Origin of the sequence: Methylocystis sp. IM3, from assembly GCF_038070105.1 — a bacterium.
In the GTDB taxonomy this organism is placed as follows: Bacteria; Pseudomonadota; Alphaproteobacteria; order Rhizobiales; family Beijerinckiaceae; genus Methylocystis.
This window is the reverse complement of the sequence record NZ_JBBPBZ010000004.1, coordinates 294177-313656: the sequence shown is the minus strand read 5'-3', so window position 1 is coordinate 313656 and position 19480 is coordinate 294177. Positions and strand designations below refer to the sequence as shown.

The following is a 19480-nucleotide window of genomic DNA, read 5'->3' as shown; positions in this document are numbered from 1 at the left end:
ACGACATCGACAAGAACTGGAGCTCAATATTCGGCGGGAGGTTTCAGCCACCGCTTGCAAAACGGATCCCTCATGTCCCAGTGTAACCGCTGTTTTCAGGCCACGTCTTTGATTTCGACGGGTGGCGCGTAGGCCCACGGCATGAGTTCGTCGAGCTTGCTCGCGAGATGAGCGTCGACAATCTTGGTGAGCACGTCGGTCATGAAGGCGAGCGGATCAACGCCATTGAGCTTGCACGTTTCCATGTGCGAGGCGACGATCGCCCAGTTCTCGGCCCCGCCATCAGAACCGGGATCATAGTGCCGGGTTTGGGACATGTCAGTGGCGGATTAATTCTCCCCACTTATGGCATTTGAAAATTCCCCAGTTTTCGTGACGCCCGGGCGGCGCGCCGACTCACCGATGCTTCTCCCCTCGGCGGGAGGGAGGGGCTGGTGATTAAACTCGGGGAACTCGTGATGGTCCGTAGCCATCCGGCATAGGCCGCAGGTGTCGGCGTCGGGGCGTTTTAACGCTTGAGGAGTGTCGGATCGGCCTTATACATTTTGATCAGCTCGATCAGGTTATCGATTCCGAAGTCGGTGAACGCCATCACGCCGTCGTACGTGATCCCGTGGACCCATATGAGACCATCTTCGGGCTCCATCTCGGCAGCGACGTCGAACAGCCAATCCTCGTTCTCACCAAGTTCTTTGGCGACCTGGCTGATCGTCGTGATGTGAGAGACCTTGTTGACGTGCATTATCAGGCGACACGAGCGAAGGCTGCCGGACCTTTTGCCACCCAATTCCAGGGCAGCAGTTCATCGAGGCGGTGTGCGGGATGGAGGGCGATGCGCGAGAGGACGTCGGCGAGCCAAGCCTGCGGATCGACGCCATTCATCCGTGCGGTGACAACGAGACTATACATGGCCGCGGCCCGCTGCCCTCCGCGGTCCGACCCGCAGAACAGCCATGATTTTCTTCCGAGCGCGATGCCCCTTAGCCCTCGTTCCGCGGCATTGTTGGACATGCACACGCGTCCATCTTCAAGGAACAGCGTGAACGCCGCCCAACGTTTGAGCATGTAATTGATCGCCTTGACCAGATCATGCCCGCGCGAGAGCCTCGCTGCCTGCGTGCGCAAATAGTCCTGCAGATCATCGACCAGCGGTCGGCTCAGCGTGTGGCGAACCGCCAGGCGTTCTTCGGCGCTCTTACCGTTAATGGACCGCTCGATCTCGAAAAGGACGTCGATGCGGCGCACCACCTCGATCGCGATCGGCGACAAAGGGATTTCCTTTTTACCCGCCGCTTTGCGGCGCGCGTTCTCATCCAGATCCGCCATGGCGAAGAACGGGCGCCGTGCGTGAACCCAGCACGCCGCCTCCTTGACCGGACCCGGCTTGCGATCCGCCAGATAGAGCCTGTTGTAGCCGTCATAGGCGTCGGCTTGCAGGATGCCGGAATATCCCGCCAGATGCGCCTGTGGATGTTCGCCCCGGCGATCGCGCGAATAGTAGAACATCGCCGCCGGCGGCCCGGCGCCGCCGAACGGTTTGTCGTCTCGAGCATAAATCCAGCACCGCCCGGTATCAGTCTTGCCTTTGGCCAAAACCGGCACGGTCGTGTCGTCGCCATGCAGGCGTTCGGCCGCCATGACATGAGCTTCCACACGGCGGAGCAGAGGATCGAGGGCCGTGCAGACCGAGCCCACCGCGTCGGCCATCGTCGACAGCGCGATCGGCACGCCTTCCAGGGCATAGCGCTCGGCCTGGCGGTTCAAAGGCTGGTGTTGGCCAAACTTCTCGAACACGATCATCGCCAGCAGGCTCGCCCCCGCCCATCCTCGCGCAATCACGTGGAATGGGGCCGGCGCCTGACTGATCTTCTCGCAATCCCGGCAGGTGAACTTCTCCCGCACCGTCTCGATCACCTTCCACTGACGGGGCGTCGTTTCCAATGTGCGCGTCACATCCTCGCCGAGCTTGCGCAGACGCGCGCTCCCGCAGCATTCGCATGCCGTCGGCGCCTCAATCACGACGCGCTCGCGAGGAAGGTGGTCGGGGAATGTAGTGCGCTCCGGACGCTTGCGCGTAAATCCTGCGACAGTCGTCCTGACGACAGCCTTTTCGGCCGCAAGCTCGTCTTCCGTCGCCGCAGCTTCCAACTCCTCGAAGGTGAGCGCCAGTTGATCGATCAATCTCACGGACCGCTCAGACCGCTGCCCGAAGATCTGGCGCTCCAGTTTCGCGATCCTAAGCTTCTGTTGCGCGATCAGCGCCATGTCTTCCGACGCTTTCGCGCGGGCGACCGCCAATTCCGCCGCAACTTCCAGGGCCTTTGTCTGAGCGACGGCCAGCGCCGCTTTCAGGGCGGCGTTCTCGCGGGCAAGCTCGGCGTCAGCGGCATCCATGAGAGGGAGTGAATCATAAATCGCGTGATTTGAAGCGCCCTAAAATGCACGCGACCACGCTTTTTTTACTCGGTCGGGAGCGCTCTATCCGGCGCGTTCCGGCCGCCAGGTCAGTTGCGGGTTTCTCCAATCGATCCCTTCCAGCATATAGGCCATCTGCCCCGCCGAGATCGAAACCGCCCCTGCCGTCGCCGACGGCCAGATGAACTTCCCGCGATCCAGACGCTTGGCGTAAAGCGACAGGCCGACGCCGTCATGCCAGAGAATTTTGGCGAGATCGCCACGGCGGCCACGGAAGATGTAGAGATCGCCCGCGTGCGGGTCGCGCTTCAATTGCTCCTGCACCTGCAGCGCCAGCCCCTGCATGCCGCGGCGCATGTCGGTATGGCCGGTCGCAATCCAGACCCTCACGCCGCTCGGAACCGGAATCATCGCCGCGACAATGCCTCCAGCACCCGTGACAGCGCCGCCGGCTCCACGTCCGCCCACACGAGGATCCGATCGCCCCCGGCGAGAACAATCTCCATCTGGCCGTTCGACCCTCGATCGGAATAGTCCGCCGTCGCATCCCGCGAGATTGTTACGGGCAGGATCGGCGCGAGCTCCTTCGGCGCCGCCGCCTCAACGCCAAACTGCCGACGCCAAGAGAAGAGCTGGTTGGCGTTGAGGTCGTGGCGTCGCGCGACCTCGGCGATCGAGGCGCCGCCCTCGAGGCATTCGCCGACAATGCCGCGCTTCTCCTCCAGGGTCCAAGATCGGCGGCGGCGGCGCTCTGGTGATACGGAATCCTCGTCATGATGGTCTGTCGACATCGCTGATAGTGTCCGCTTGTATTTGAAATGGACACGATCACCGCGCCATCGTCAGACAGCTATCCAGGAACCGGCATTCAACGCCAGGCGGCCCTCGCCGGAGCGATACGATGGTCCTGGATTTGCACAAACAAGGCCTTTCGGTGTCGGCCATCGCTCGGCAACTCGGCATCGACCGCAAGACCGTTCGCACTCACATCGCCAAAGGGCTGGAGCCTCCGGCCTACAAGAAGCGGGCGCCCTCGCCAGGGATTGTCGGCCCCTTCGAACCTTATCTGCGGGAGCGCCTCGCCGCTTATCCCGGCCTCACCGCCGTCCGCCTGTGGCGGGAGGTCAAGGAGCGCGGCTACGCCGGTTGCTACAGCGTCGTCAGGGACCGCGTCCGCGAGATGCGGCCGCCGCGCGCCGCAGGATTCGAAGTCCGCTTCGAAACGCCGCCCGGTGAGCAAGCGCAGGTCGACTTCGCCCACTTCGAGGTCGGGTTTTTGGACGAGCCCGGCGTCAAGCGGATTGTCTGGCTGTTCTCGATGGTGCTGGGCTTTTCACGATCTGGGCGCGCTTCGTCGTCCATCAGGACCTCCAAAGCGTCCTGCGCTGCCATATCGCGGCGTTCGACGCGATCGGCGGCGTGCCGCGGGACATCCTCTATGATCGCATGAAGACCGCGGTGATCGGCGAGGATGCCGGGGGGCTCGTCGTTTACAATCGCGCGCTTGTCGATCTCGCCCGCCACTACAGCTTTCAACCCCGCGCCTGCCGGCCTTACCGGGCCAAGACGAAGGGAAAAGTCGAGCGGCCGTTCCGTTATGTCCGCGAAGACTTTTTTCTTGGCGGTTCATTCCGCAACCTCGACGATCTCAACGAGCAATTGCGACGCTCGCGCCATCAACGTCGAGTTCGACCACATGCGCCCCCACCGTTACCGCCTTGCGCTCCGACCGTAGCGCCGCCGGCGCTGTCCCTCTCGGCTCAACAACGACCCGCGCAAAGGCAACCCCATCGGAAGCCGCCGCCTTTCGCCGTGCTTCGCGCCGCCAGGTGAACAATTGCTGCGGGCTCAAACCCCGCCGCCGAGCAACCTGCGAGACTACCACGCCAGGCTGCAACGATTCCTCTACGGCTTCCGCCTTCTCGTCATCCGACCATCGGCGTCGGCGTTCCCCGCCGCCGGTGATCACTTCAATGCGCTGGACAGTCTCGCCTTTAGGGTCAAGCCGATGATCAAGTCTGGACACAAGCCTTACCTCCTGCAGGAGATCAGACTCGCAGCTGTCGCTCCAGTTTTGAAGGTGCGGTCAGAACAGCGCTAACCTCCAGGCGGGTCGGGAGGCTTTTTTAAAATCCTCTATCGTCCCCTCGCGTTGTGCATGGTGGCGTGGACGCGCCGAGAGCTTGCGATAACCCATCTTGCGCAGTTCCCTGCTGACGGTCGTCTCAGAGACGGATAAGCTCACGTCTCGAACAGCCATTGGCAGAGGTCGACGATGCGCCAGCGCACAACGCCGTGGATCGCGGGCGTTGGACCCTCTTCGACGATGCCCGCCAGCGCGGCGCGCTGATCGGCGTTGAGGCGCGACGGCTCTGCCCCGGCGCCTTGCGGTCCACAAGACCGTCCGGGCCAAACGCGTTGAAGCGCAGAACCCAGTCGCGAATGATCTGGAGCGTCACCCCGCCGATCTTGGCAGCCTCGCTGCGCGTTGCGCCGTCGTAAATCGCCGCCAGAGCCAAGAGCCGGCGCGCCTGTGGCCCGTCTTTCGTGCGCTTGGCCAGAGCCCGAAGAACCTTGGCATCAAAGTCTTCCCGCAATCCGATCGCAGCCGCCATGGTGAACTTCCTCCCGTTCGCCAGTTCGAATCAGAAGCCGCTCGATTCGGGAATCTGGAGGGTTATGTGAGGTCCGCGGCACGATGTTTGGCTTGTCCCGGAGCGGACCTCACATAAGCCGGATTGAACGAAGGCGCGGGTCGTTAGTCACTATGGGGAAAGCGCGTCTCGTCGTCGTTTGGCACAGGGCCGCGGCGGGCGCCGGCGCTTGTGGCGGGGGACGAGAACTCGGCGAGTGGGCGGGAAGCGATCGAGCAGGCCGGAGTTCGTGGCCGTCTGTCGCGGTATTGGCGTCATGTGGATGAAGATTTTCGCGCTCGCGGCGCGAGGCGGCGTCCCGTCGGCGTGTCGTACGACGAGCGAAACTGGGAGTTGCGCAGGGTTCCAAGCGGAGATGATGGCCGGGCTCATGACGTGTCGCATCGGAACGGGCGAGGCCTCGCGGGTGGAACGATGCCGATGCGGCGCATGCGTCCGCCGCAGTCAGGACATGGGAAGGCGGCGCCAATTGCGGCGGTCGATGAATGCTCGCAGGCGCGGACCTTCGGCTCGGCCGGATCCTCGGCGGCGGCGGCGAGCCGACGACAGAGCGCGAGCCGTTCCTCGCGGTCGCCCCTGGCCAGAAGGCCATAATGGCGGATGCGGTGAAAGCCGTCGGGGAGCACATGCAGCAGAAAGCGGCGAATGAACTCGTCGGGCGAGAGGCGCATGATCCGACGGCGCCCCTGGCGGCGGTAGTCCTTGTAAGAGAAAGCGACGCCATCGTCGCCGACTGCGACCAGCCTCGAATTGGCGATCGCTGCGCGGTGGGTATAGCGCGCGAGATAGGCGAGCACCTGCTCGGGACCGCCGAAAGGCGGCTTGGCGTAGACGATCCAATCTGTCTTGCGCAGCGCGACGATGCGCTCGGCGAAAGCGTGTGGTTCGCAGAGCGGCGCCAGCTCGCCGAAAAAGCACAGCTCGCCTTTGTCGAACGCCGCCTCCAAGGCGGCGAGGAACAATCGGCGGAACAAGCGCGCCAGCGCCTTCACCGGCAGAAAGAAGCCCGGCTTGCAAACGATCCAGCGCTCGCCGTCGAGCGAGACGCCGCCGCCGGGGACGACGCAATGGACATGGGGATGATGGGTGAGCGTCTGGCCCCAGGTGTGGAGAACCGCGAGCAGCCCAATCCTGGCGCCGAGGCGCTTCGGATTTGCGGCGAGCGTCATGGTCGCCTCGGCCGCGGCGCGCATCAGCGTGGCGTAGAGAAGCCTCTTGTTCTGGAAGGCGACCTCAGCCGCCGCCGGCGGCAGGGTGAAGACGAGGTGGAAATAAGGCGCCGGCAGCAACTCGGCCTTGCGCGCGTCGAGCCAGGCGGCCCGCGCCGCGCCTTGGCATTTTGGGCAATGCCGGTTGCGGCAGGAGTTGTAGGCGATGCGTCTCGCGCCGCAATCATCGCATTGCTCCATATGGCCGCCGAGCGCCGCCGTCCGGCACGTCGCGATCGCGCTCATGACGCGGCGCTCGCAGCGGCCGAGATGGCCGGCGTGATCGTGAAGATAGGCGCCGCCATGGCGCCGGAGGATGTCGGCGAGCTCGATCGCCGGCCTCTCCACGCCCGGTTACTCGGGCGGCGTCACCTCCAAGGAAAGGCAGTCCAAGGGGCTCTTCGTCCCGCTGATCAGATGCGTCGAGACCTGCGTGTAGCGCGCCGTCGTCGACAGATGCTCGTGGCCGAGCAGCACCTGGATGATGCGAATGTCGACGCCGCTCTCCAGGAGATGCGTCGCGAAGCTGTGCCGCAGGACGTGGACGCTCACCCTCTTGTCGATACCAGCCGCCGCACGCGCCGAACGGCAGGCGGCGTGCAGGACGGTCTGATCGATCGGCTTATCCTTGTCGCGACCGGGAAACAAAAAGCTCTCCGGCCGAGCCAGACGCCAATAGCTGCGCAGGATGCCGAGCAATTGCTCGGACAACATGACGTAGCGCTCCTTGCCGCCCTTGCCGCGCTCGATCCGAATGACCATGCGGTCGCTGTCGATGTCGGCCGCCTTCAGGCCGATCACCTCCGACACGCGCAGTCCCGCGGCATAGGCCGTGGTGAGCGCGACGCGGGCTTTGAGGCTCGAGACGGCTTCGAGAAAGCGGACCACTTCGTCCGCGCTCAGCACGGACGGGAGCTTGCGCGGCTCGCGGGCGTAGGCGATCCGCTCCGGGATCGTCTCGCAACCAAGCGTCACTCCGTAGAAAAAACGCAGCGCACAGACGATCTGATTGAGCGACGCCCAGGATATGCCCTTCGAGATCAAATGCACTTGGTAGGCGCGGACGTCCTCCAGGCCCAGGCGGTCAGGCGAACGCCCGAAATACCGGCTGAACTTCGCGACGGCGTGAATGTAGGATTGCTGGGTCGCCGGAGAAAGATTGCGGACCGTCATGTCCTCGATCATGCGACGACGCAGAGGGCTGATCTCGGCCATCTGGAAACCTCCTGTCTGAGGGTGGGTTGCAACGCCCAAATCCTCTCAGACAGGAGGCCAATCACGCGACCTCGCCCCTCCCGCCGCGATCAGCGGCTTCGTTCAATCCCCTGCGTGAGTCTGCCTCAGCGCCGATTGGTATAAACAGGCCCGCAACGTTGGAGGCCTTGGTTAATCCGGGCCAGAATCACCAGGGTTCTCGAATAGTTCTAAGAAGACGCGTCGATGTTCTTGAAGCCGCTCAAGGTGTACGATGGCGAGTTCGACCAAGCATTCATCTCCGTAAGGAGTGATGACAAGCAAAGACCGGCGACGATCCGATGGATCGGTTTTTCGCTTTACAAGTTTCGCTGCAACCAGGCGCGAAACGAGTTCCGCCGCGCTATGGTCACGAATCATAAGCTCTTGGGCCAGATCGCCTACGCTGACATGGCCTTCTGGGTTGAGCGTCTTTATCACCAACAGCGCTTGGTACCACTGCATTGTAAGCCCGAGTTCGGCAGATGCCTGCTCGCTAAAGGCAAGAAACCTTCTTAGGGCATAGCGGAAGGCGGCAAGAGCCGCAAGCTGCGCATCCGTCGGCCTCTGCCCAGGAGCGGGGAGGGTTCCTTTTCTTTTTCTTTCGCGCTTCACCAAGCTCACCTGGCCACCAGCCTTCGACATTGGGACAGTTTTCCACAAAGGGCCTGGGCTTGCAATCGGCTGCGGATGGGGACCCATGCGACATATAACGCTCGCAGCACGACGACGTCTCAGCAGAGTGCCCGGTTTCGAGGAAAAATGGGCACCTTCGCCAAAACCATCGGAATCCTCCGCCGAGGCCAAGTGGATCTGAGTCCTATGATATCGACAGTGGTTCCAACGTATCCTTCCGGCGAGGGCCGTCTGGCGGGTGGGTGCAAGATTCAGGGATAGTGACGCGCGTGGCGCGTAGATCGTGCCCATTATCGATGATGGACACTATCGCTATGACGGGTCGGGATGAGAGCGACGCTTCGACGAACGGTTCGGGCCGACGGCGCTATTGGAAGAAGGATGAGAAGCGGCGCATCGTTGCGGAGAGCTTTTCTGAGGGTGGGTCTGTGGCGGAGGTTGCGCGGCGTTATGGGCTCAACGCCAATCTGCTCTTCACCTGGCGGCGACAGCTCGCCGCGACAAAGACAGAAGCACGCGAACCGCCGGCGATTTTACCGGTGACGATTTCGCCGTCGCCGCCGTTGGCGCTCGGCGCGTCGCCAAACGCGCCCGGGCGCATGGAGATCGCGTTGCCCGGCGGCGAGAAGATCACCGTTGGCGCTGATGTCGAGATCGCGGCGCTAGCGCGAGTGATCAAGGCGCTGCGGCGATGATCCCGGTAGCGCCTGACGCGCGGGTCTGGATCGTCACCGGCCATACGGACATGCGCAAGGGTTATGCGAGCCTGTCGCTGATCGTGCGGGAGACTTTGCGCCGCAATCCGAGCGGCGGACATCTGTTCGTGTTCCGGGGCCGGCGTGGCGACCTGATCAAGATTCTCTGGCATGACGGCCAGGGTCAGTGTCTATTTGAAAAGCGCCTGGAGCGCGGTCGCTTTCTTTGGCCTCAGGCGTCGACGGGGGCCGTGACGATCAGCGCGGCGCAGCTTGGCTATCTGCTGTCGGGCATCGATTGGCGCGCGCCGCAATACACATGGCGTCCCGAGGTGGCGGGCTGAATAATTTCTGAGGAATGTGGGTGGATCGGCCTTGCGGCTATGCGCGCTTGTGATTCGATCATCAATGATGAGCGCCGCTGATTCTTTCCCTGACGATGTCGAGAGCCTGAAGGCGCTCCTGCGCGTGAGAGACGCGGAATTGGCGCAGGCACGAGCAAGCGCGTCGAATTCGGCGGCGCTGATCGCGCATTTGCAGCTCTCGATCGAGAAGCTACGTCGCGAACTCTATGGTGCGCGCAGTGAGCGCAAGGCGCGGCTTTTCGAGCAAATGGAGCTTGAACTCGAGGAGCTCGAGGCCGTCGCCGCCGACGACGAACTCGCCGCCGACGGAACCGTCGCCGCGGCGCAGGCGGCGGAGGTTCGCGCTTTCTCCAGAAGGAAGCCGTCGCGCCAGCCGTTTCCAGCGCATCTGCCGCGTGAGCGCGTCGTGCTGCCGGGGCCGACCTCGTGCGCCTGCTGCGGCGGAACGCGCCTGTCCAAACTGGGCGAGGATGTCACCGAGACGCTGGAGGTCATTCCGCGTCAGTGGAAAGTGATCCAGCATGTGCGCGAGAAATTCTCCTGCCGAGACTGCGAGACCATCGCCCAGGCGCCGGCGCCGTTCCATGTGCTGCCGCGCGGCTTCGCTGGCCCGAGCCTTCTGGCGATGATCCTGTTCGAGAAGTATGGGCAGCATCAGCCGCTCAACCGGCAATCGGTGCGCTATGCGCATGAGGGCGTGGAGCTGAGCCTGTCGACGCTTGCCGATCAGGTCGGCGGCTGCGCCTTGCTGCTGCGCCCGATTCACGACCTCATTCGCGATCACGTCTTTGCCGGCGCCCGCACACATGGCGATGATACGACCGTGCCTGTTCTGGCGAGGGGCAAGACGCGCACCGGGCGGCTGTGGACCTATGTGCGCGACGATGCGCCCTTCGGCGGCGCCGATCCGCCGGCGGCGGTCTTTTTCTACTCCCGCGATCGAACCGCCGAACATCCCGAGCGTCATCTTTCAAAATTTGCCGGCTTTCTTCAGGCCGACGCCTATGCGGGGTTCAATCGGCTTTACGCGGCAGGCCGGTCGCCAGGCGATATCATCGAGGCTGCGTGCTGGAGCCATGCGCGGCGCAAGTTCTTCGTACTCGCCGACCTCGTCAGCCACGCGCGTAACAAGGCTCTTGGCAAGCAAAGCGGGATCGCGCCGCTTGCACTGGAGGCGATCAAGCGCATCGATGCGATCTTCGACATTGAGCGCGAGGTAAACGGACTTTCCGCAGAAAGGCGTCTGGCCGTGCGCAAGGCGCACGTGGCGCCGCTCGTCGCGGCGCTTAAAGACTGGATGCGAAGCGAGCGGGCGCGTCTGTCGCGCCATGCCGAAGTCGCCAAAGCGATGGACTATATGCTCAAGCGCTGGAGCGCCTTCGCGCGCTTCCTCGACGATGGGCGCATTTGCCTCACCAACAATGCCGCCGAACGGGCGCTGCGCACCGTCGCCCTCGGGCGGCGATCATGGCTCTTTGCGGGCTCGGACCGCGGCGGGTAGCGGGCGGCGACGATCTACACGCTGATTGCGACAGCAAAGCTCAATGGCGTCGATCCGCAGGCCTGGCTCGCCGACGTGCTGGCCCGCATCAACGATCACAAAATTACAGACCTTGCCGCCCTTCTGCCATGGCGCTGGGCGGCGGCGCGGGAAGACCGTAAACTCGCGGCATGACCGCAAACGCTATCGTTCGCCTCAAAGTCACCCTCGACGACGTGGAGCCAAAAGTTCTGCGCCGCATCGAGGTCCCGCTCTCAATAAAACTCGACCGCCTCCATCTGACCTTGCAGGCGGCGCTCGGATGGACCAACAGCCATCTTTACGAGAGATCCGCGCCGGCGATACGGGATGGGGCCTGCCCGATCCCGACTGGCCCGGCGGACCCCTCGACGCTCGCAAGGCGAAGCTCATCGACATTCTGGAAGACGCGGGCATCAAGACGCTGCATTACCTTTATGACTTCGGCGACGGCTGGGAGTACACCATCAAAATCGAGCGCCTCCACGACTCCGAGCCCGGCGTTCGCTATCCGCGCCTCATCGAAGCAAGCGGGCGCTGTCCGCCGGAAGACGTCGGCGTCCCTTGGGGCTACGCCGAAATGCTGGAAGCGATTAGCGACAAGTCGCACGAGCGCCACGATGAAATCCGCGAATGGCTCGGAGAGGACTTCAATCCAAAAGCCATCGACCCCGAGTCACTTAAAGCCGACGTCGCCGCTCTCGTCAAACGCTGGTCCCGTAAGACAACCGCCAAAAAACCGCCACCCGACTGACCCGCGCATCTCACCGGAGGCTTCGTGTGCGCCGTGGTGGCGCTCACCTTCCGAACTGGCGTCGATGTCCCCGCGGACCTCGATGCAGATGATAGGAAGCCCGAGTTCAGCGACCCCGCCGAAAAGCCAAGGCGCCAGCGGGCCAGCCCCAAGACCGACACGAACAATCTCGCCGCCGATCCCAGCGACGCATCGCGCGATGTCTTCAAGATCGCTGGCGACCTAAAGGTATCCTCTTGCATTACCGATTTGATGGAAAACCCATAACTTCCAGTACGTCCAGCAGCTCAGGTCGCCTACGTTCAACGGCCCTCTCGCCTTCCTTAATCGCCTCCTCTGCCCGATCGAATTCAAACAGCCCGATGTGACCTACACGTGGTGTGATATGAACATCTGGTGGATCGCCGGCGAGTCGCGAACGCGTCAGGCGGTCCTGCATGATGCTCAACGAAGTCGTTATAACACCCACAAGATTTGGAACGCGCCCTTCTTTGCCGAAGAAGTTTGCGGCTAAGCTTGCGGGTAAGGCACCCGCTGAAAGATCAGCCTGCGCCTGAATCAAACCAGCAGGATCAAACCCCAGAGCAACCGGCGCCGGCGTAGCTGCTCTCCTCGATTTCCCAAGAATGTCAGTATTTAGATTGATCGCAATCACCAGATCGGCCCCTAGCGAACGACAGGCGGCGACCGGCAGAGGATCAAGCAGCGCTCCGTCCGCCAGCCAACGATTCTCGATTTCAATCGGTGGAAAAATCCCGGGCATCGAAAAGGAGGCGCGGATCGCTTCTGCGAGATCGCCCTTTTGCAACCAAACTTCATGTCCAGTTACGAGATCCGTTGCAACCGCAACAAACGGCGCGTGAAGATCCTCAATGCGGAGGGAGCCGATCAATTGTCGTAGATCTCCAGCTATCTTAGCGCCCTTAATCAAGCCGCCCCAACCAAGATTGAGATCAAGATAGCGGATTACTCTGCGTCTATTGAGCTCAAGCGCCCACTTCTCTAACGAATCGAGCTGTCGTGCGAGATAGCATCCGCCGACGAGAGCGCCGGCGGAACAGCCGGCAACGACATCGAAAGGGACACCGAGCCGCGCAAGGGCGCGAATTGCTCCGATATGCGCCCACCCTCGCGCGACGCCGCTACTCAGCGCAAGCCCCACTTTGCGTCGTCTGCGTAGTTTAAGCATCGTTTTTCCGGCCATGCATTCACCCCAGAGAAATGGACCGTTCCAGAGCCTTCATGATGACTATCGCGACATCGTCGGCCAAGGGATAATCCGCGCAAAAAGCTTGCACCTCTGCAAGGATCCGCGATACCTGTTCATCGGGAGGCAGATCGCGGTGCCTTAGCAGCGCCGCCCGCAATCGTTCAATCCCAAAAAATTCCCCCTGCGGGTTTCTGGCCTCGTTAACTCCGTCTGTATAAAGCGTAAGTAAGTCACCGGCGAAAAGCTGGATGCTTTTCTCTTCGAATTCCACATTCTGCAACGCCCCCAAGATTAACCCTTCTGAATCCAATGATAGGCATTCGTTGGTGGAGGCCCGTAACACTAGCGCTTGATTATGACCTGCATTGGCATAATGCAGCAAACCTGTGTGGGGTTCATACTTCGTGAAGAACATAGTAATAAACGATTCTGTCTTGTTTAGATCGTCATAAAGCACTTCATTCAACTCTCTCAGGATTGTTGCCGGGCTGGCCCCATTTGCCCCGCGGATACGCGTCTCAAGGCGTAATGCGCTCCGTAGCCCAGTCATCAGAAGCGCGGCGCCGACACTGTGCCCGGAGACATCCGCGATCGTGATAACTATTGTAGTGGAATTTTCGAAGAAATCGAAGTAATCACCGCCGATGTGCGTCGCAGGTACGCAAACTCCCGCGATCTGGGCAGCGGACAGGCGCAGTGGCGCATCGGGTAGAAGCGAGAGTTGAATACGCTTTGCAAGCTCCAATTGCTGTTGATTCTCCTCAGCCTTTCGTCGTTCGGTTACATCTGTGTGAATCTCCACATAATGCGTGATATTCCCGTTTTCGTCTGCTACAGGCGAGATGAAAAGCTCGTTCCAAAACGCGACGCCTCCCTTACGGTAACTTCTGACTGTTGCCTCGTAGTCGCGACCAAGTTCAAGCGCTCGGTTTATCCGATCTATGGTTTCGGGATCGGTTTCGGGGCCGCGCAACAGACGAGTATTTTGGCCGATCAATTCTTCTGACGCATAGCCTGTAATTTGACACAGCGCGGGATTGACGTAGATGTTAGGGAAGCCTGGTACTCGCGCGTCGCATATCGCGACGCCGACACGCAAAGACTCCATTGCGCGATTGCGTAAGCGCAAGGCATCCTCGAATGCCTTACGTTCAGTTATGTCATGATCTACGCCGCGCCATCGTAAAATCTCACCAGGGTCACCTAGGATTGGCGCTCCGCTCGACTCCGTGAAGACGATGCGTCCACTTTTGTGACGATATTGGTTGACTAGCCGAAAGTACGGTAGCGTGGGGTTCGATGGGACCAAAGCTGGATCGCTTGGGCATTGCAGCTCGAGGTAGCTCTTCCCGATAATTTCCTCAGGAGTGTAGCCAAGAATACCAATAACCGCTGCACTGCTGTACGTATAGCGTCCCTCCTGATCTTGCTCCCACAACCACTCCCCCGTCATGTCCGCCACATTGCGGAAACGTTCCTCACTCTCAGCAAGTGCCTCTTGTTGGCGCTTCAGCGCCGTGATGTCTTCTTGAATCGCAAGATAATGCGTGATCTGGCCGAGCGCGTCGCGCAACGGCGTTATCGTCTGCTTGGCCCAATAAAGTGCGCCGCCCTTTCTACGGTCCTCAATCTCGCCATGCCATTCGCGACCGTTAAGAATTGCGTGCCATAAATGACGATATTGGTCGCGATCAGTATGACCCGATCGAAGTAGCCTCGGATTTTGTCCTACGAGTTCATTGGCGTCGTAACCCGTCAGTCTCACAAAGCTTTCATTCACGTATTCAATCACACCATCCTTATTCGATATAAGCACAGCATTTGGGCTTTGGTCTATGGCGGAGGAGAGCGTCAGCAATTTTTGTTCCACTTGTCTGCGGCTTGTTAGGTCCTGCGCGATTCCCACGAACATCCGCCTTTCCCCGAATCTCATCTCTCCGATAGACAAAAAGATCGGGAATGCGCTGCTGTCCTTACGTTGAGCTGTAACTTCGCGTCCGAGTCCAATAATTTTTCTGATTCCAGTTCGCAAATAGCTTGAAAGGTATTGATCGTGAGCCTCCCGGTCTAACGGCGGCATTAGAATCTTAATGTTTCTCCCGATGACCTCGGCGCGTGGATACCCAAACAATCTTTCGGCACCAGAGTTGAAATATTGAATGGTCCCCGTGTCGTCGATCAAGATGACGCCCTCCGGTATGGCGTCCAAAATATCATGAAGCGTATTATTAAGTTTCGCAAATATCCGCGGATGCAGCCTTGGTCCGTATCTTCGCCATTTTATCATTTCGCCTACCTCCGATTAAGAGGAATCGCTGTCCCGAGTAGCCTATTTCGACTCACGCAAGGGAGACCCTTCTCTATGGCGACACACTTAGAAGCAAAAGTTCTTCCCGATACTTTAGCTCGTGGACGTGGTGATAATCCCGCGCACCTACCTTCTTTTTATAACGCAAAGTTATTGCGTTGCGTTAGTTTCGTCCAAGCACAATATTGCATCCTGATGCCCTGTGACTTTTACGGAGCGGGCGTGGCTTCAGCTCCGATCGCCCGCGGTGGCGCAGGCGTCAACGAATGCGTCTAATTGAGACGCTAACGCAGCAAATGGCGTGAGCGTCGCTGGAGATGCCTCATCAAGTTCTTGTCGCAGTCGCTGAAATTTGACGTGATGGCTGACGAGACCGAATGTTTCAAAGAAGGTCGATGCGTCTTGAGACCCGGATTTCAACTGCGCCTCCACGAATCGAGCAGCGGCGGAGCGAAGCTGATCGTCCAGCCCGCTCTGCAGACGCCTCTCCCATTTGTCCCGAGGTCTTACTTCTTCGATAAGGCCGGCAATTTCCCTTAATCCAATTATCTTGGTGAAATTGTCGAACGCTCTCACGACCTCCAGGAAGTTTCTGCCCGAACATTTCGTCAGGTGGACCAGTACGGGAAAGTCGCGGAGACGATTGAGGAACAACACTCGGGAGACATCCGGGGCTCCGGACGCCAGAAGACCGAACTCCCGACTTTGGTCGAGGTAATTCAGATATTGTCGCAGATCGGCGTCCCATTCGTTGAGGACGTCGCGGTCTGGCGTCAGCCGTAGCCCATGCTCCCAGGTCCAGCGACAGAGAAAGGCCAAAGCGTCTTCGAGCTGCAAGAGCAGTTCATACTGGCGCTCGGTGGTCAGATTGCCGTCTAGTGAGTGTAGGGCGTGGCGCCACCGGTCACCCTGCAGAATTTTGTCGAAGGCTATATAAATCCCAACGGCCTCGCTTACCGAACTCGCATCCAATTGGCTAGGTCCGATCAGGAAACCGACGCCTGCCTGATCGATTATCTTATTGCTGATAACCGTGGCCGCAATCTCGTGAGCGAGTGGGTGGTCATGCAGGCGCTCAGAAAAATCCCTGCGTAGGCGCTCGGGAAAATATCCCGCAAGAAACTCACGCGCCCAATCCTCGTCGAGAACACTTGACGTTTCGATTAACATTCGTTTCACTGCTAGCTTCGCGTTAGCTATTAATATTGCGAGCTCCGGCCGCATAAGCCCCGCCTCGCGGCTTGCTGCCTCCTTCCGCAGCGGGAAGGGTGCAGCTGAGCGATTTAGAAAGCCGGCGTTCTCGAGTAAGTCCGCAACGTCTAAGAAAGAGGCGATGTTATCCAGACAACGGGCCCTCTCCAGAGATAAGCACAAACATTGAGTGTAATTATTATGGACCACTAACTGACCGACTTCGTCTGCCACTTCGCGCAAAATGCGATATCGTTCATCCCGATTAGCTCCTAATGGAGCGTTGTCAGGCCTGGACAACATCAGGATCTTGATGTTGACTTCATGGTCTGAAAGATCAACGCTTCCGGAATGGTCAATGGCGTCCGTGTTGATTCGCCCGCCTTTGCGCGCATATTCAACTCTAGCTCGCTGGGTGAAACCAAGGCTCGCAGCCTCGCCGACCACTTTAGCTTTGATCTCTGGGGCGCTCACTCGGGCGGTGTCATTGGCGCGATCGGCCACGGTTTCATTCACCTCAAAACTTGCCTTCACATAAGTGCCAATTCCGCCCATCCACAACAGATCGACGGGCAGCTTTAACAACAGCCGAATTAGCTCGTCGCCTTCCAGTGAAGTATTGCGAGTGCCCAGCAATTCCTGTGCTTCAAGACTCAACATAATATTCTTGGACGAGCGCGAAAATACACCGCCGCCGGCTGAGATGAGAAACGGGTTGTAGTCGCGCCAGGTTGAACCTGGAGTGTCGAAAAGGCGTTTCCGTTCCCCAAAAGCGGCTATCCGATCAGGAGTTGGGTCAACGAAAATGTAGTCAGCATTGAACGCGCCGATTAATCTAATGTTGCTGGACTGCAACATAGCGCCGCCGAAGGCTTCGCTCCCGATTTCCCCGACGCCGACGACTGTTAGGATCTGTTCATCGATATCGCGGCCCAATTCGTAAAAATGCCTCTTCACACACGTCCACGCCCCTTTCGCCACGATGCCAAGTAATTTGTGATCGAAGCCGAATGCCCCCCCAGTGACGAAGGCATCATCGAGCCAAAAGTCGTATTTCGCTGCAATCTCATTCGCACGATCAGACAGTCTTCCCACGTCACTATCAGAGGCAGCATCTATGACGAAATAAGCGTCGAGGCCATCATAACAGACTAGACCCTTCGAAGGGCCGACCTCCTCGCCCGTATTGTCAATCAAATCAAGCAATCCTCGCAGAAAAAGCTCATACGCCTCGCCGGCTTTCTCCTTGGCGTCTGTCTTATCCTCGCTGTGAATTTTGATGACGAAGCCTCCCTGCGCGCCCTGCGGGACAACCACCGCGTTCTTAACCATTTGAGCCCGCAGCAGGTTGAGTATTTCGTCTCTGAAGTTATCGCGAAGTCTAGACCAGCGTACGCCGCCTCGCGCGATTCTGGCGCTGCGCAAGTAAACGCCTTCCATTGAAGGTGAGTGAATATATATCTCGTTCCAAGGTTTTGGCGCTGGCATGTTTATCACGCCCAGGCCGCTAATTTTTAGGGCGATGCATCGAGTCTCGTCGCTGTTAGCCGGGAGAAAGAAGTTGGTCCGCAAAGTGGAGTCAATAATATTGAACAGATCGCGCAAAATCCTGTCGTCACTAGGCTCGGCGACCTTTTCGAGCGAATCTATTAGATCAATCCGCAGCTGCGCCAGCTTCTCAGCCCGGCGCTCTTGGGCGTCGCTAGAAGACCGGTCTACTGCGAAGCGGGCGTTGAAGTATTTGTACAGCAACAAGGCTGCGTCGTAATTTGTGAGTAATGCCCGGTGGACGCGACGACGTCCATAGCCTTTGGATATCTGCAGGTAGTAATTGCAATAGGCGCGAAGGAGGTCGACTTGTCGCCAGTCGAGACCACATCGGAGAATCAATCCATTCAAGGGGTCGTCGTCGGTTTGACCCGAAAGGAGTGCATCAAGGGCCTCCAATAGGCTAAATCTGAAAGGCGTCAGGCGCTGTGCGGCGTCAAAGCTAGACGTGACAGAAAATTTTCGTATGAGGTATCGTGTGTCAACGTCGGGGGCGATTTCGAACTGCGTCTGATCGACTACCCGCAATCCCAAATTCCGCAATAGGGGCAGAACCTCGTCTAGATTGCGTCGGTGAGAGCCGTAGAAGACGATGTAATGACAGGCGAGCTGGTCGCCAGCCGTTGGAGGTCGCAAATCAAACGCATCGTCGTTGCCTCGTACGACCCGATCCATATAAAGAACGTCTCTGATCGCGCGGCGTGGCGAGAAAAGTGTTTTGTATTCCAGAGGAAAGCCCCGGTCGTAGCGGAATGAAGGGTCCGGTAGGCCTAAACGCACCGTCACCCGCTTGATTAGTTGGTGAAGGTTAAGCTCCCAATCCATGTTGCGGCTTCTTGGATGCGTCGAATTTGCGTATAGCGCAGCTCCCCGAGTTCGAGGCGCGACGAAATTACTCCACCCGTTTCTTCATTTCGAGAATATTACCAGACTTTGTCTTGTAATACTCGATGCTATCCATCGGCCATCGAATGAGGAAAAGCCCGCGCCCACGTTCGCTCAACAAATCGTCGGGCGGGCCTGCGGAGTCGAGATCAAAACCAGTCCCGTGATCGTAGACGCGAACGCAGAGGTCCTTGTTGGTATATAAGAGCAATATTCTGACCTTTGCCTTCGCGGCGCTCTTACGACCGTATTGAATAGCGTTTGTCACTGCTTCGGTCACGACCAAGTTGAGGTGATAGGCTAGAGCGTCACGTTTGCTAGCCGCGATGTCGATTTCGCTAGCAACAAGCTCAGCGATATTGCCAACGAGCTTCAGATATTTAGTTCGATTGGGCACTCGGATATCCAAGTGCAATTCGGATCCTTGGGAATTACGCATGCCTAGGCCCTCTCACTCGAGAGTCGGCTAGGATCAGGATTGATGTCTAAAGCCCGGTCAAGCCAGGTCAACTCGAGCACGGACTTCACTCCAGCCTCTAAATCTTTGAGAACGAAGTCGAAAAAGGGCCGGATAACGTTTTTGTGCCCAGCGAGCGGGTTGCCGAACCTAGGGCTATCTGTGAAGTCGAGCTGATGCAGGTCGATGATGATGTCACGTGGTCTCGTCTCTAACAGCGCCGAAATATGCTCGGTCGGTTCTCCCGAGTTATGAACATGGACCCGGTCTTTTTTTGAGCTCAGGACTACCTCATTCTCATTTTCTTTGGCGAATATACTCATTGTCACGCCCACGCCCCGAGCCTCCCACGGTGTACCTCAAAATAGCTGCCGGGCACACATTGGCAATGCTCTTTCCTTC

Annotated in this window: 17 protein-coding genes and 5 pseudogenes; 7 read left to right on the top strand and 15 right to left on the bottom strand. The window is 59.3% G+C overall.

Going from position 1 to position 19480, the window contains the following annotated elements; translation table 11 throughout:
• Nucleotides 1-95: 95 nt before the first annotated feature.
• From WOC76_RS21690 to tnpA (WOC76_RS21670), 5 genes and pseudogenes are all read right to left on the bottom strand, one after another.
• Nucleotides 96-290: pseudogene (locus tag WOC76_RS21690) on the bottom strand (transposase domain-containing protein); the annotation flags it as partial.
• Between the two features lie 218 nt (nucleotides 291-508).
• Nucleotides 509-742, bottom strand: coding sequence for a hypothetical protein (locus WOC76_RS21685; protein ID WP_341101846.1), 234 nt, complete (start codon nucleotides 740-742; stop codon nucleotides 509-511).
• Nucleotides 743-744: 2 nt separating this feature from the next.
• Nucleotides 745-2394, bottom strand: a complete 1650-nt coding sequence (tnpC, locus tag WOC76_RS21680; protein WP_341101848.1) for an IS66 family transposase — start codon at nucleotides 2392-2394, stop codon at nucleotides 745-747.
• 84 nt (nucleotides 2395-2478) lie between these two features.
• Complete coding sequence (tnpB, locus tag WOC76_RS21675; RefSeq protein ID WP_341101850.1) at nucleotides 2479-2826, bottom strand: IS66 family insertion sequence element accessory protein TnpB; 348 nt, start codon at nucleotides 2824-2826, stop codon at nucleotides 2479-2481.
• Nucleotides 2823-3206: an IS66-like element accessory protein TnpA gene (tnpA, locus tag WOC76_RS21670; protein WP_341101852.1), complete on the bottom strand. Its 384-nt coding sequence runs from the start codon at nucleotides 3204-3206 to the stop codon at nucleotides 2823-2825. The genes tnpB (WOC76_RS21675) and tnpA (WOC76_RS21670) overlap by 4 nt, the downstream gene beginning before the upstream one ends.
• Before the next feature lie 110 nt (nucleotides 3207-3316).
• On the opposite strand from tnpA (WOC76_RS21670), the pseudogene istA reads away from it, so the two are divergent.
• Nucleotides 3317-4080 (top strand): annotated as a pseudogene (gene istA / locus WOC76_RS21665) (IS21 family transposase); the annotation flags it as partial.
• Here istA and tnpA (WOC76_RS24425) read toward each other — a convergent pair.
• From tnpA (WOC76_RS24425) to WOC76_RS21640, 5 genes and pseudogenes are all read right to left on the bottom strand, one after another.
• The gene (gene tnpA, locus WOC76_RS24425; RefSeq protein ID WP_445928483.1) at nucleotides 4064-4384 is read right to left on the bottom strand and encodes an IS66-like element accessory protein TnpA; all 321 of its coding nucleotides are present in this window, start codon (nucleotides 4382-4384) and stop codon (nucleotides 4064-4066) included. The pseudogene istA and the gene tnpA (WOC76_RS24425) overlap by 17 nt on opposite strands.
• Nucleotides 4385-4519: 135 nt before the next feature.
• Nucleotides 4520-5030, bottom strand: a pseudogene (locus WOC76_RS21655) (helix-turn-helix domain-containing protein); the annotation flags it as partial.
• A 407-nt stretch (nucleotides 5031-5437) separates the two neighbouring features.
• Nucleotides 5438-6625: an IS91 family transposase gene (locus WOC76_RS21650; RefSeq protein WP_341101730.1), complete on the bottom strand. Its 1188-nt coding sequence runs from the start codon at nucleotides 6623-6625 to the stop codon at nucleotides 5438-5440.
• A 6-nt stretch (nucleotides 6626-6631) separates the two neighbouring features.
• Entirely contained in the window at nucleotides 6632-7492 is an 861-nt protein-coding gene (locus WOC76_RS21645; RefSeq protein ID WP_341101731.1) for a tyrosine-type recombinase/integrase, read from the bottom strand.
• Between the two features lie 171 nt (nucleotides 7493-7663).
• The gene (locus WOC76_RS21640) at nucleotides 7664-8155 is read right to left on the bottom strand and encodes a MarR family winged helix-turn-helix transcriptional regulator (protein ID WP_341101855.1); all 492 of its coding nucleotides are present in this window, start codon (nucleotides 8153-8155) and stop codon (nucleotides 7664-7666) included.
• Nucleotides 8156-8460: 305 nt separating this feature from the next.
• Here WOC76_RS21640 and tnpA (WOC76_RS21635) point away from each other — a divergent pair, with 305 nt between their 5' ends.
• The 6 genes and pseudogenes from tnpA (WOC76_RS21635) (at nucleotide 8461) to WOC76_RS21610 (ending at nucleotide 11746) form a co-directional block, all read left to right on the top strand.
• A complete protein-coding gene (tnpA, locus tag WOC76_RS21635; protein ID WP_341101856.1) occupies nucleotides 8461-8841 on the top strand; it encodes an IS66-like element accessory protein TnpA in 381 nt (126 codons plus the stop codon).
• Entirely contained in the window at nucleotides 8838-9185 is a 348-nt protein-coding gene (gene tnpB / locus WOC76_RS21630; RefSeq protein WP_341101858.1) for an IS66 family insertion sequence element accessory protein TnpB, read from the top strand. Before tnpA (WOC76_RS21635) ends, tnpB (WOC76_RS21630) begins: the two co-directional genes overlap by 4 nt.
• 64 nt (nucleotides 9186-9249) lie before the next feature.
• Nucleotides 9250-10881, top strand: a pseudogene (gene tnpC / locus WOC76_RS21625) (IS66 family transposase).
• Nucleotides 10878-10973: pseudogene (locus WOC76_RS21620) on the top strand (plasmid pRiA4b ORF-3 family protein); the annotation flags it as partial. The pseudogenes tnpC (WOC76_RS21625) and WOC76_RS21620, both read left to right, overlap by 4 nt.
• Before the next feature lie 35 nt (nucleotides 10974-11008).
• Complete coding sequence (locus WOC76_RS21615; RefSeq protein WP_341101861.1) at nucleotides 11009-11479, top strand: plasmid pRiA4b ORF-3 family protein; 471 nt, start codon at nucleotides 11009-11011, stop codon at nucleotides 11477-11479.
• Between the two features lie 24 nt (nucleotides 11480-11503).
• Complete coding sequence (locus WOC76_RS21610; protein ID WP_341101863.1) at nucleotides 11504-11746, top strand: hypothetical protein; 243 nt, start codon at nucleotides 11504-11506, stop codon at nucleotides 11744-11746.
• Here WOC76_RS21610 and WOC76_RS21605 read toward each other — a convergent pair.
• The 5 genes from WOC76_RS21605 to WOC76_RS21585 form a co-directional block, all read right to left on the bottom strand.
• The gene (locus WOC76_RS21605; protein WP_341101866.1) at nucleotides 11721-12683 is read right to left on the bottom strand and encodes a patatin-like phospholipase family protein; all 963 of its coding nucleotides are present in this window, start codon (nucleotides 12681-12683) and stop codon (nucleotides 11721-11723) included. The two genes, WOC76_RS21610 and WOC76_RS21605, sit on opposite strands and share 26 nt — an antisense overlap.
• 4 nt (nucleotides 12684-12687) lie before the next feature.
• Nucleotides 12688-14976 carry a PAS domain S-box protein gene (locus WOC76_RS21600; protein ID WP_341101870.1) on the bottom strand — a complete coding sequence of 763 codons (2289 nt, stop codon included), beginning with the start codon at nucleotides 14974-14976 and terminating at the stop codon, nucleotides 12688-12690.
• A gap of 249 nt (nucleotides 14977-15225) precedes the next feature.
• Entirely contained in the window at nucleotides 15226-18561 is a 3336-nt protein-coding gene (locus WOC76_RS21595; protein WP_341387483.1) for an NAD-glutamate dehydrogenase domain-containing protein, read from the bottom strand.
• Between the two features lie 67 nt (nucleotides 18562-18628).
• A complete protein-coding gene (locus tag WOC76_RS21590; RefSeq protein ID WP_341387482.1) occupies nucleotides 18629-19060 on the bottom strand; it encodes an ATP-binding protein in 432 nt (143 codons plus the stop codon).
• 2 nt (nucleotides 19061-19062) lie between these two features.
• Nucleotides 19063-19401, bottom strand: a complete 339-nt coding sequence (locus WOC76_RS21585) for a hypothetical protein (RefSeq protein ID WP_341101881.1) — start codon at nucleotides 19399-19401, stop codon at nucleotides 19063-19065.
• Between the last annotated feature and the right edge of the window lie 79 nt (nucleotides 19402-19480).

Coding starts and splice junctions, on each gene's coding strand:
- WOC76_RS21685 (WP_341101846.1), bottom strand. CDS start 742: ATGCACGTCAACAAGGTCTCTCACATCACGACGATCAGCCAGGTCGCC.
- tnpC (WP_341101848.1), bottom strand. CDS start 2,394: ATGGATGCCGCTGACGCCGAGCTTGCCCGCGAGAACGCCGCCCTGAAA.
- tnpB (WP_341101850.1), bottom strand. CDS start 2,826: ATGATTCCGGTTCCGAGCGGCGTGAGGGTCTGGATTGCGACCGGCCAT.
- tnpA (WP_341101852.1), bottom strand. CDS start 3,206: ATGTCGACAGACCATCATGACGAGGATTCCGTATCACCAGAGCGCCGC.
- WOC76_RS21645 (WP_341101731.1), bottom strand. CDS start 7,492: ATGGCCGAGATCAGCCCTCTGCGTCGTCGCATGATCGAGGACATGACG.
- WOC76_RS21640 (WP_341101855.1), bottom strand. CDS start 8,155: ATGTCGAAGGCTGGTGGCCAGGTGAGCTTGGTGAAGCGCGAAAGAAAA.
- tnpA (WP_341101856.1), top strand. CDS start 8,461: ATGACGGGTCGGGATGAGAGCGACGCTTCGACGAACGGTTCGGGCCGA.
- tnpB (WP_341101858.1), top strand. CDS start 8,838: ATGATCCCGGTAGCGCCTGACGCGCGGGTCTGGATCGTCACCGGCCAT.
- WOC76_RS21615 (WP_341101861.1), top strand. CDS start 11,009: ATGGACCAACAGCCATCTTTACGAGAGATCCGCGCCGGCGATACGGGA.
- WOC76_RS21605 (WP_341101866.1), bottom strand. CDS start 12,683: ATGGCCGGAAAAACGATGCTTAAACTACGCAGACGACGCAAAGTGGGG.
- WOC76_RS21600 (WP_341101870.1), bottom strand. CDS start 14,976: ATGATAAAATGGCGAAGATACGGACCAAGGCTGCATCCGCGGATATTT.
- WOC76_RS21595 (WP_341387483.1), bottom strand. CDS start 18,561: ATGGATTGGGAGCTTAACCTTCACCAACTAATCAAGCGGGTGACGGTG.
- WOC76_RS21590 (WP_341387482.1), bottom strand. CDS start 19,060: ATGCGTAATTCCCAAGGATCCGAATTGCACTTGGATATCCGAGTGCCC.
- WOC76_RS21585 (WP_341101881.1), bottom strand. CDS start 19,401: ATGAGTATATTCGCCAAAGAAAATGAGAATGAGGTAGTCCTGAGCTCA.